Raw genomic sequence first — 10,524 nt, 5'->3', positions numbered from 1 at the left:
TGAGTCTTTGAACTTGATTAATGAGTCTTTGAACTTGATTAATGAGTCTTTGAACTTGATTAATGAGTCTTTGAACTTGATTAATGAGTCTTTGAACCTCATTAATGAGTCTTTGAACCTCATTAATGAGTCTTTGAACCTCATTAATGAGCCTTTGAACCTCATTAATGAGCCTTTGAACCTCATTAATGAGTTTATCCTGGATGCACTCGTCCTTGCCAATGACGCGATCGCACTCGTCTAAAGTCATGAGAGTATAGAGAAAAGCGATCGCACACCAGAAGCGATCCTCAATGGCAAACCGATGGGAGTACCAGTATTGTTTCCAAATTCTCTGCAACTTTAACGTAATTTAAAACTGAATTTCTGGGATGATAAATTTCCTGGCTGTGATAGATTCCGTAGCGAAGTCTGCGCCCAAGGACGTGAACCTGGACAAAAATGGACAGGCTTCATCTTGCAGGTTCGTTGGGCGAGGTCTTCCCTAGACAAATGTGGACAGCCTTCATAAAAAAATATTCGTGGGGACCTGTGGATCTACAAAACAAGGCTGTCCACATTTGTCGTGGGTTATTGCAGGGGCATCGCGGATCTTTAAAACAAGCCTGTCAATGAGTGAAAGAGTGTTTGTGAATCCCCTCAAGGAAACCCAGCTTTAGTTGTGTCCTTTCCTTGAGCATCAGTAATTGCCACATATTTAAATGTATATACAGTTTATTTCTATACCATTAAAATAAGATATTCGAGATATATCCGATGACTAAATATATTCTGGCATTCGATCAAGGCACTACCAGCTCGCGCAGTATTATATTTGACCGCAATGGCGATATGCTGACCATTGCTCAGAAAGAATTTCCACAAATCTTTCCGCAGCCTGGTTGGGTGGAGCATGATGCTAACGAAATATGGTCTTCCCAAATTGGTGTAGCAAACGTTGCTTTAGCTCGGATTAATATCCAAGCTAGTGATATTGCTGCCATTGGGATTAGCAATCAACGAGAAACCACGATAGTCTGGGAGCGAAAAACAGGCAAGCCGATTTATAATGCGATCGTCTGGCAAGATCGCCGCACTGCTGCTTACTGCGATGAACTTAAGGCAGCTGGACATGAGACAACATTCCAAAACAAAACAGGACTGGTGATTGATGCTTACTTTAGCGGTACTAAACTCAAGTGGTTGCTTGATAATGTGCCTGATGCTCGCTCTAAAGCCGAGCGAGGAGAACTGGCATTTGGAACCGTCGATAGCTGGTTGATTTGGAAACTAACTCAGGGGGAACTCCACATCACAGATGTAACTAATGCTAGCAGAACATTGTTGTTTAATATTCACACTCAGCAGTGGGACGATGAATTGCTGTCCATTCTCGATATTCCGCGTTCTCTTCTTCCCCAAGTGCATAGTTCGTCACAAGTGTATGGGTATACATCTGAAGGTATTTTCGGTAGCCGCATTCCCATTGCCGGAATTGCCGGAGACCAGCAGGCTGCAACCTTTGGGCAGGCATCGTTGCAATCTGGTATGGCGAAAAATACTTACGGTACAGGCTGCTTTATGTTACTAAATACAGGTGATCAGCTGATGCTATCCAACCACAAGTTGCTGACTACGATCGCCTGGTCTATAAATGGACGCACCACTTATGCCCTAGAAGGCAGCGTATTTATTGCCGGGGCAGTTGTGCAATGGCTACGCGACGGACTCGGCATTATCAAGCATAGTGGCGATGTTGAAGCTTTAGCTTGCAGCGTGACTGATAATGGTGGTGTGTATTTTGTGCCTGCGTTCGTCGGTTTGGGCGCACCTTATTGGGATAGCTACGCTCGTGGTACAATTGTAGGTTTAAGTCGCGGATCAACCAGTGCCCATATTGCCCGTGCAGCCCTAGAAAGCATTGCCTATCAAACGGCTGACGTGATTGATGCTATGCGTCAAGATTCTCAGCTTTATCTGTCTGAACTGCGGGTAGATGGGGGTGCATCCCGCAACGATCTGCTGATGCAGTTCCAAGCTGATATTTTAGGTGTGCCGATTGTCCGTCCCAAAATCACCGAAACTACTGCTTTGGGTGCTGCTTATCTGGCAGGTCTAGCTGTTGGCTATTGGGATGAAGCAGAAATTGTGCAGCAGTGGCAGGTTGAGAAACGGTTTGAGCCGAACTTCAGCGCTGACCATCGCTTAACACTACTAGACTCATGGCATCAGGCGATCGCCCAGACGCGGCATAGGTAGGGGGACAAGGGGACAAGGGGACAAGGGGACAAGGGGGACAAGGGGGTTCCAAAAAATCAGACAAAACGGGACAGCCTTCTCCTTCAAAGACGCTAGCGCGAACATCCTTTGGTTGTCGTGGGGTGCCCTTGGATCTATTAAACAAGGCTGTCCCGTTTTGTCCAGTTTTAGTGTAGGGGGGCATTACTCAGTTTTAGCTTTTTACTACTGCACTCCTGCCTCAGCAAGTGCCTCTAGATGAAAGGCAAGATTGTTGACTTGATTTGAATTTCGTTACTGTAAGAAAGGCTTCTCCACCTTCGAGTCGTGGCATTATCAAGCGCGGTTGTATCCAAGTATCGCGCAAAAACTACTAGCCTCTGTGAGTCTGTTTCGGCTAGCGCCAAATCTTCTAAAAATTCTTGAGGTGTCATAGTTTCCAACTCCATTCATGTTCACGTTTCCAGCCTTTATATTTTTGCCACACCTGCATTTAAATTTCTGATATCAGCTTACCCAGATTCAAAGGCTTGAGCGAATGAGTTTATCCTGGATACACTCGTCCTTTCCAAGCACCCCCTCGCCCTTGCCAATGACGTAAAGCTGAGTCTAAAGTCATGAGAGTATAAAGAAAGGCGATCGCACTCAAGCAAAATACCAACCACACAGGACACTTATAAAAGCGGATGGTGGGTAAATAAGCCAAACTCATCAGCAACCATGTCAACAAACCTGTAAATGCGATTCCCCAATTCCCCATCAACGCACCCCAAATAATCCCCAAAGGTGGAACTATATAAATCAAAGTCATCCCCACCAAAGTCAAAACTAACAGCAATGGCGAATAATTCAATTGCGTATAAGCAGTACGCGCAACCATATCCCAAATCGTAGTTAAAGAAGGATAGGGACGCAAACTGCGAGTTAAAGTACTTAATCCCAACCAAATGCGATCGGTTGAGGAAGTAGAGACACAGGTTATCGCGTCTGTACAAAAATGGGAAGTAGAGACACAGGTTATCGCGTCTGTACAAAAGTCGGGAGATAACAGAGAAATTCCCCCTTGTCCCCCAAGTCTTCCTTGTCCTCCTTGTCTCCCCCTCCCCCCCTCTCCCACTCCCCCCCTCTCCCTCCTCTTCACGGCAGAAGCAAGGGCACAATCATCAATTAAAGCGTGTCGTACAGCTTTAAGTCCACCGATGCGATTTAAGGCTTCTCTACGAATTAGAATACAGCCTCCGGCGGCTGCGGCTGTCGTATTATTTGGATCGTTAACCCAGCGAAAGGGATAGATTTTTTGAAAGAAAAAGACAAAAGCCGGAATTAAAAGTTGTTCCCAAAAGCTTTCACAGCGAAGTCGCACCATGACCGAAACTAAATCTAAATTATCTTTTTCGGCTTTGGCAACGAGTCGGCGCAGGTTTGCTATATCATGCTCAATGTCTGCATCGGTTAGTAAATAGTAGTCGGGTTTTTGTAAAGACGCGACATGTCGCGTCTCTACAGCTTGAATGCCTTGTTGCATTGCCCATAGTTTACCAGTCCAGCCGGGAGGTAGAGCTTGGGCGGAAATAATTTGTAATTGCTGCGATTTATTTAAAGCGTATGCCACACATAAAGCTATATCTGGAGTGCCGTCTGTGCTGTGGTCGTCTACTAAGAACACGGTGAATGAGCCATGATAATCTTGACGTAGAAGCGATCGCAAACTAACTGGTAGCAAATCAGCTTCGTTACGTGCCGGAATTACCGCACACACCGTCGGTGATGATTCTAGCATTGTTTCTCCTACCTCTAGTCGCTGGTCTGTTCGCCAAAACTGACCCCGCAAAGTTAATAATCCAATCCAAATTGCCAAAGATAAGAGCATCACCCCGAATATAATTCCTTCCATAACCTCTTGCCAATTCACTGCCTCTGTGAGCAAAATACTATGTTTGCTGATTGTGTGCAAAGAACTTTTTTCTTCAATGCTGTGTCGGTAATATTGTTAAGATTGAGTAATATTACATGCAAACTCAACATAGGGTAACAGTCAATCAAGTTACAGAAGCGATCGCTAAGAGCCAAAATCATCTTCTCTCGATTCAAAATCCCGCAGGTTATTGGTGGGCAGAGTTAGAATCTAATGTCACTATCACCGCTGAAGTTGTCCTTCTACATAAAATTTGGGGGACAGATTCGCAAAGACCTTTACACAAGGTCGAAACCTACCTGCGTTCTCAACAACGACAGCATGGTGGCTGGGAACTTTTTTACGGTGATGGCGGAGAACTCAGCACTTCGGTAGAGGCTTACATGGCGCTGAGGCTGCTAGGTGTCTCTGCAAGCGATCCGGCAATGAGAAAAGCGCGAGATTTTATTTTACAGCGTGGCGGCATCAGTAAAACTCGCATCTTTACAAAGTTTCATTTAGCACTGATTGGCTGCTACAAGTGGCGGGGTCTTCCCTCGATTCCACCAGCAATTATGCTTCTGCCAGATGCTTTCCCATTTAATATCTATGAAATGTCGAGTTGGGCAAGGTCAAGCACTGTCCCTTTATTAATTGTCTTTGATGATAAGCCGATTTATCAAGTTGATTCAGCGATCGCTTTAAATGAGTTGTATGTTGAAGGTGCAGATATCCAATTTGAATTACCTCGCAATAACGATTGGACAGATTTATTCATCACCCTGGATAATGCTTTCAAGTTAGCAGAAAACTTGAATTTAATGCCTTTGCGGTCAGAAGGTATCAAAGCCGCAGAAAAATGGATTTTAGAAAGACAAGAAGCAACCGGTGATTGGGGCGGAATTATTCCGGCGATGCTAAACTCAATGTTAGCTTTGAAGTCGCTCAATTACGATGTTAACGATCCGATTGTCGTTAGAGGTTTGCAAGCACTTGATAATTTTGCGATTGAAACTGAAGATTCCTACCGAATACAACCTTGTGTTTCTCCAATTTGGGATACAGCTTGGGCAATTCGTGCTTTAATAGAATCTGGTTTAGGAGCAGATCATCCGGCGATAGTTAAAGCTGGAGAATTCTTGTTAGACAAGCAGATTTTGGATTATGGTGATTGGGCAGTTAAAAATCATCAAGGTAAACCGGGTGCTTGGGCATTTGAGTTTGAGAATCGCTTTTATCCAGATGTAGACGACTCTGCCGTAGTTGTCATGGCGTTGCAGATAGCGAAACTACCGAATGAAAAATTAAAGCAGCAAGCGATCGCACGCGGTATTAATTGGATTGCTTCGATGCAATGTCAAGCCGGTGGTTGGGCTGCATTCGATCTCAACAACAATCAAGATTGGCTTAATTTAGTGCCTTATGGTGACTTAAAAGCGATGATCGATCCAAACACCGCTGATGTTACCGCCAGAGTATTAGAAATGCTGGGCGAATGTAAACAGTCAATTGATACTCAAAGCTTTGAGAAAGCGATCGCGTATCTCATCAACGAACAAGAACCGGATGGTTCTTGGTTTGGTCGTTGGGGAGTAAACTACATTTATGGAACTAGTGGCGTACTTTCCGCTTTTGCTTTAGTTGCACCGCAGACTCACCAAAACAGTATCTCACGCGGTGCAACTTGGTTACTCAAATGTCAAAACCCCGATGGTGGTTGGGGTGAAACTTGCCGCAGTTACAACGACCCCAGTCTTAAAGGGCAAGGAAAAAGTACAGCATCCCAAACCGCTTGGGCAATAATAGGGTTGATAGCAGCAGGTCAGGCAACAGGGAAAATAGCGCTACCCGCAATTGAAAAAGGAATTAACTACCTTTTAGCAACTCAACAATCAGATGGTACTTGGGACGAATCAGAATTTACAGGTACTGGCTTTCCCGGTCATTTTTACCTGAAATATCACCTTTATCAACAATACTTTCCTTTAATAGCTTTAGGGCGCTATCAAAATCTCTAGTGTTTGATACTTTCGTAGTGAGGGCTTTAGCCCTCATCTAAACACTCAATTCCCTATTACCTATTTTCAAAATAACTATGAAAAAAATCAAAACTTTTAATAGTGCTGGTAAACTCACAGCACTTTTATTCTTAATAACTATATTCCTCACTCCTTTTGTAATAATCAACGCGGGACAACGCGGCGTATTAATGCAATTTGGTGAAGTGCAATCCACAATACTAGGAGAAGGAATTCACACAATCATTCCTATAGTTAATACTGTCCAAAAATTGAGTGTTCGAGTCCAAAGCCAGGAAATTTCCGCAGAAGCATCCTCAAGAGATTTACAAGATGTCTTCACCGATGTAGCGCTCAACTGGCATATTATCCCAGAAGAAGTAAATGCCATTTTTCAACAAATTGGAGATGAAAAAAGTGTTATAGACCGGATTATAAATCCAGCGGTTGAAGAAGTACTCAAAGCCGTAATAGCAAAGTATACTGCTGAAGAAGTTATCACAAAAAGGGGGGAAGTGAAAGCAGGAGTTGACAATGCACTAACCACACGTCTAGCTGCTTATCATATTGCAGTTGATGATATTTCTTTAGTGCATATCCACTTCTCAGCGCAATTTAGCCAAGCAGTGGAAGCAAAACAAATTGCCGAACAAGAAGCAAAACAGGCAGAATTTATCGCGCTGAAAGCATCAAAACAAGCTCAGGCAAAAGTGAATCTTTCAAAAGGAGAGGCTGAAGCGAACAGTTTACTCCGTGAGACTTTGACTCCAGAAATACTCCAAAGACAAACAATCGAAAAATGGGATGGCAAGTTGCCATTAATTGTTGGTAAGGACGTTCCCAAATTGTTGAATTTGAGAGATTTGGTAGATGCTAATAAAAATTGATAGTGTTGTTTGTTAGTGGTTAGTTGTGAGTTGTTAGTTGTGAGTTGTTAGTTGTAAAAAGTATTCATAACCACTAACCACTATCCACTAACCACTATCCACTATCCACTATCCACTATCCACTTTTCATTAACTATTAGAAAATAAAACGGGAGTATCAAGAATCTTAAACTGAATTAATAGGATAATCACTAGAGTAAAGACTGTTGAAGAAACTAGACCAGTGAATAACTCTTTTTTCAGGTTACGTTCTTTGGGTTCGTTTTGAAAAACATCTACAGACCCTAATTGCATTAAGACAATTCCGACAACGTTAGATAGCCAGTAGCCGATAATTGAACAAGGTATAAGTAACTTTGGGGAAAATAAACTACACATATACCCAAAACCATAAGCAATTGGCAGATTGAATAATAAATCATTCCACCAACATAATGGGGATAGTAAATATCCAAGCACTAGAAAGAATCCACCTCTAAGTTTTTTCCACATGTCTGGTTGGATGACGACCTGATTCGCGGTTTGTGATGATTCGTCAGAGGTGGTTTGTCCGGTTACGCTCAATTGAGTGACTTCTTGGATGCTTGTCATGTTATTACATAAATCCTATCGGCTTACCGTAGTTTATATGAAAACGCAGAAAAAGTCTACTCTACCAATAGAAGGATATCTATGCAGTGGAGTGCGATCGCCTGTTACCAGTTGCCTTGACATAACCGGATAATTTGTGTAATTTATGACAATCTTTCTACAGAGAAGATGTTGTGCGAACGCCACCAGGTCTGCGGAAATATTTCAACATCGAAACATTTAAAATCATTTTTCTACCTTTCCCCCTCGGAGGTAATAGCTATAATAAAAATGATGAATGAACTTAATAATATGACTAATTCCCCTTTAACAACTTTCTTTTTGATATCGGGAATAGTTTTCCTGACAATTTCTGTTATTGGACAATCCAAATTGTTTTTTGCGGAAATTAATCCAGGTTGTTTTGGTCGATTTTTAGCTTTGATTATCGGTATATTCAGCTTAATATGTGCTGTTTTCATAGGAGTATTTCCCCTAGAAAGTGTTGATTTAGTGAAAAATTATTTAGCGCAGCAGCTTCAACAAAATATAAGCTCGATTAACCAACTTTTACTTGGGTCATAACAAGAGCGAATGTGAAAGTTTAATAATATATTAATTGGGGTGCGTTAACAAAACGCAACGCACCCCTTAACTGAAGACTTATGTAATTAGTATTAGTAATAAGCACCTATCAAGCTGTAAGTCAAAGCCGCTAATACAAACAAATTCACAAAAATGTAAATCAAATCACGCCGGCGAATAAAAGCCAAAAGGGAAACTATCACCCGAACTATGGGAGTAGCAATTAAAAGCAGCAGTCCAAGTTGAATAATCCCACGGCTGCTACCTGAAAAAACAGCTTCTACCACACCTGTAGGAGACCGAAACTGAGATGGTGTTCCGCGAAAAAACTGATATTCAGCAGGTTCAGCACCGTGGCGAATTAAATATAGAATACCGCCTAGCAAAACTACAGCACTAGCAATGAAAACGCCATATTTGAGAAGATTGCTAAGTAGATTTTCTAGTTGCTGCTCACTTGATGTTTTCGTGATGCTATTACTATCAATATCATCAGTTATTTTGTGAGCGCGTTCTGTTAACTCTTGAATATCAGAATCTGGTTCTGACTGCAAAGGTAGTGCAACTAGTTCAACCTTTGATTGTACCGATGATTTCCACTCCCAACCCGACGAATTAAATTTATACATTTTACAGCCCCCCTAATAGACTGTTGTAGACCATCTTCAAAGCCATTACCACCAGCACAAGGCTGAAGATAATTCGCAAAATCTGCGTTTTAGCACCTACAAGAACTTTTGCACCCAAAAAAGCACCAGGAAGTACCCCTAACATCACCGGCATTGACAATCCTGGATCGATGTAACCCCGTGCTAAGTAAACCCCTGCTGATGCAGCTGCTGTCACACCGATCATAAAATTGCTGGTAGTGGTGGAAACTTTGAAGGGTAGACGCATAGCTTGATCCATCGCTAATACTTTGAATCCTCCCGAACCAATTCCCAGCAAACCAGAAAGCACTCCAGCTACTAACATGACGCTAAACCCAGCCGGGACAGATTGAACTTGATAAGACATCAATCCATCAGGAGTTGGGTAAGTACCATTGAGTTTCAGATAGTTTGCCAGAAAGTCAGTTGACTCAGTTTCGATATTTTCTGGTCTAGGTTGTTGTGAAAGGTATGCGGAATAAATTAAAACGATCGCCAACACAATCGTCAGCGCTTTGATAGAAATAAAACTAGCAATTAAAGCCCCAACTATCGCACCAATTGTTGTTGCCACCTCCAAAAACATTCCCAAGCGTAAATTGGTATAGCCTTTTTTTATATAAGTACATGCTGCACCGGAAGAAGTCGCAATTACAGACACCAATGAAGCACCAACAGCGTAGCGGATATCAACGCCAAACATTGAAGTTAATAAAGGAACAATTACTACTCCACCCCCTAACCCAGTCAGCGCACCCAGAAAACCAGCGCTAAATGACCCAATCCAAACTAGTAAAGAAAATTCTAAGATATTCAAATTTTATTTTCCTCTGTTTTGAAATGTATATAACAAGACCGAGATAGTTTTTTATGCTTTCTTTAAATTTAAATGGCAGGCGGGTGAAGGCAAAGTATTATTGGGCACAAAAAATGATTTTTTTGTCACTTTCTGCGCCAGCTGACGATTTTTATGGGCAATAATCACAAAGAAAGCGAGATTTCGCCATTGAATAAGTTTAATAGAGTCAACGTGCCACTATCTACTACTATAAAAGCACCTAATGCGATTAGCACAAAAGGCATAAACTTATTGCCATAGCCAGTCATAACAAGAGCGATCGCTTTGTTGTGGGTTAATTTATATGCTGCATAACACAACACTCCTACCAACAGAAAAAATACGCATAGAATTACCAGCAGACTTTCCCAAGTACTGCTAGCAAACAAAGGCAAATAGATGCTAATGTTGTCAGTACCATTAGCAACCGTGACGGCTGCCACACTGTAAACTTGCACATTGATTAACTTGGCAAGAAACGAGTTGTTATGCGCTGTTTCTCCCTCGTTTTCTTCTGATGCATCTTCAAAATTGAGCAAGCATTTGATACCGATTAGTATTGGCAGTAAGCCAAATAGTCCAATCAAAGGACGCGGTACAATTAAACCGCCAAAGAAACCGGGAATACTGAGGATTATTAGCGTTGCAAAGCCTATATACTGACCTGCAACGATATGCCAACGACAAAACGTAGCATTCACTTGTGAAAAAAACAGCGTCAGGAGAACCATATCATCGATGTTGGTAGCACTGAAGGCTGTTACCCCTGTCAAAAGTGCAGTAACTAACTCGCTCATATTAATTTTTGATGCGTGAATTTTGTGGATCGTCAGCTTTTGACTTTCCCAGACGGATGCGTTTTCTG

11 protein-coding genes and 1 pseudogene are annotated in these 10,524 nt (G+C 42.1%); 6 read left to right on the top strand and 6 right to left on the bottom strand.

What is annotated here, in order from left to right; genetic code table 11:
• Positions 1–244, top strand: a pseudogene (locus PI95_RS36210) (hypothetical protein); the annotation flags it as partial.
• Between the two features lie 512 nt (positions 245–756).
• Entirely contained in the window at positions 757–2,238 is a 1,482-nt protein-coding gene (gene glpK / locus PI95_RS25145) for a glycerol kinase GlpK (RefSeq protein WP_039747537.1), read from the top strand.
• Positions 2,239–2,471: 233 nt separating this feature from the next.
• Here the strand turns inward: glpK and PI95_RS25140 are convergent, their stop codons facing one another.
• The gene (locus PI95_RS25140; protein WP_336507621.1) at positions 2,472–2,651 is read right to left on the bottom strand and encodes a hypothetical protein; all 180 of its coding nucleotides are present in this window, start codon (positions 2,649–2,651) and stop codon (positions 2,472–2,474) included.
• A gap of 110 nt (positions 2,652–2,761) precedes the next feature.
• Positions 2,762–4,111 carry a glycosyltransferase gene (locus PI95_RS36205; protein WP_039747637.1) on the bottom strand — a complete coding sequence of 450 codons (1,350 nt, stop codon included), beginning with the start codon at positions 4,109–4,111 and terminating at the stop codon, positions 2,762–2,764.
• 116 nt (positions 4,112–4,227) lie between these two features.
• Between PI95_RS36205 and shc the strand changes: the two genes are divergently transcribed.
• On the top strand, positions 4,228–6,129 hold the full coding sequence (shc, locus tag PI95_RS25125; protein WP_039747538.1) for a squalene--hopene cyclase: 1,902 nt from the start codon (positions 4,228–4,230) through the stop codon (positions 6,127–6,129).
• A 77-nt stretch (positions 6,130–6,206) separates the two neighbouring features.
• Positions 6,207–7,016 (top strand): prohibitin family protein, encoded by an 810-nt coding sequence (locus tag PI95_RS25120; RefSeq protein ID WP_039747539.1) that lies wholly within the window; start codon positions 6,207–6,209, stop codon positions 7,014–7,016.
• A 129-nt stretch (positions 7,017–7,145) separates the two neighbouring features.
• Here PI95_RS25120 and PI95_RS25115 read toward each other — a convergent pair whose 3' ends face one another.
• A complete protein-coding gene (locus PI95_RS25115; protein WP_039747540.1) occupies positions 7,146–7,607 on the bottom strand; it encodes a DUF7980 family protein in 462 nt (153 codons plus the stop codon).
• On the opposite strand from PI95_RS25115, the gene PI95_RS36955 reads away from it, so the two are divergent.
• Both PI95_RS36955 and PI95_RS25110 read left to right on the top strand, forming a co-directional pair.
• Complete coding sequence (locus tag PI95_RS36955) at positions 7,606–7,740, top strand: hypothetical protein (RefSeq protein WP_268896818.1); 135 nt, start codon at positions 7,606–7,608, stop codon at positions 7,738–7,740. The two genes, PI95_RS25115 and PI95_RS36955, sit on opposite strands and share 2 nt — an antisense overlap.
• Positions 7,741–7,898: 158 nt before the next feature.
• Positions 7,899–8,171: a hypothetical protein gene (locus PI95_RS25110; RefSeq protein ID WP_236117186.1), complete on the top strand. Its 273-nt coding sequence runs from the start codon at positions 7,899–7,901 to the stop codon at positions 8,169–8,171.
• A gap of 92 nt (positions 8,172–8,263) precedes the next feature.
• Here the strand turns inward: PI95_RS25110 and PI95_RS25105 are convergent, their stop codons facing one another.
• The 3 genes from PI95_RS25105 to PI95_RS25095 all read right to left on the bottom strand — a co-directional run bounded on the left by PI95_RS25105 (position 8,264) and on the right by PI95_RS25095 (position 10,456).
• Positions 8,264–8,800 (bottom strand): DUF1634 domain-containing protein, encoded by a 537-nt coding sequence (locus PI95_RS25105; protein WP_039747542.1) that lies wholly within the window; start codon positions 8,798–8,800, stop codon positions 8,264–8,266.
• Position 8,801: 1 nt separating this feature from the next.
• Positions 8,802–9,638, bottom strand: coding sequence for a sulfite exporter TauE/SafE family protein (locus PI95_RS25100; protein WP_039747543.1), 837 nt, complete (start codon positions 9,636–9,638; stop codon positions 8,802–8,804).
• Between the two features lie 164 nt (positions 9,639–9,802).
• The gene (locus PI95_RS25095; RefSeq protein WP_039747544.1) at positions 9,803–10,456 is read right to left on the bottom strand and encodes a cadmium resistance transporter; all 654 of its coding nucleotides are present in this window, start codon (positions 10,454–10,456) and stop codon (positions 9,803–9,805) included.
• Positions 10,457–10,524: the final 68 nt, after the last annotated feature.

Origin of the sequence: Hassallia byssoidea VB512170 (genome assembly GCF_000817785.2) — a bacterium.
In the GTDB taxonomy this organism is placed as follows: domain Bacteria; phylum Cyanobacteriota; class Cyanobacteriia; order Cyanobacteriales; family Nostocaceae; genus Hassallia; species Hassallia carrinoi.
Note: the sequence above shows the minus strand (reverse complement) of the source record. Positions and strands in the feature narration are given on the sequence as shown.

Excerpts from the sequence above, each read along its gene's own strand:
- glpK (WP_039747537.1), top strand. The coding sequence starts at position 757 with ATGACTAAATATATTCTGGCATTCGATCAAGGCACTACCAGCTCGCGC.
- PI95_RS25140 (WP_336507621.1), bottom strand. The coding sequence starts at position 2,651 with ATGACACCTCAAGAATTTTTAGAAGATTTGGCGCTAGCCGAAACAGAC.
- PI95_RS36205 (WP_039747637.1), bottom strand. The coding sequence starts at position 4,111 with ATGGAAGGAATTATATTCGGGGTGATGCTCTTATCTTTGGCAATTTGG.
- shc (WP_039747538.1), top strand. The coding sequence starts at position 4,228 with ATGCAAACTCAACATAGGGTAACAGTCAATCAAGTTACAGAAGCGATC.
- PI95_RS25120 (WP_039747539.1), top strand. The coding sequence starts at position 6,207 with ATGAAAAAAATCAAAACTTTTAATAGTGCTGGTAAACTCACAGCACTT.
- PI95_RS36955 (WP_268896818.1), top strand. The coding sequence starts at position 7,606 with ATGTTATTACATAAATCCTATCGGCTTACCGTAGTTTATATGAAAACG.
- PI95_RS25115 (WP_039747540.1), bottom strand. The coding sequence starts at position 7,607 with ATGACAAGCATCCAAGAAGTCACTCAATTGAGCGTAACCGGACAAACC.
- PI95_RS25110 (WP_236117186.1), top strand. The coding sequence starts at position 7,899 with ATGACTAATTCCCCTTTAACAACTTTCTTTTTGATATCGGGAATAGTT.
- PI95_RS25105 (WP_039747542.1), bottom strand. The coding sequence starts at position 8,800 with ATGTATAAATTTAATTCGTCGGGTTGGGAGTGGAAATCATCGGTACAA.
- PI95_RS25095 (WP_039747544.1), bottom strand. The coding sequence starts at position 10,456 with ATGAGCGAGTTAGTTACTGCACTTTTGACAGGGGTAACAGCCTTCAGT.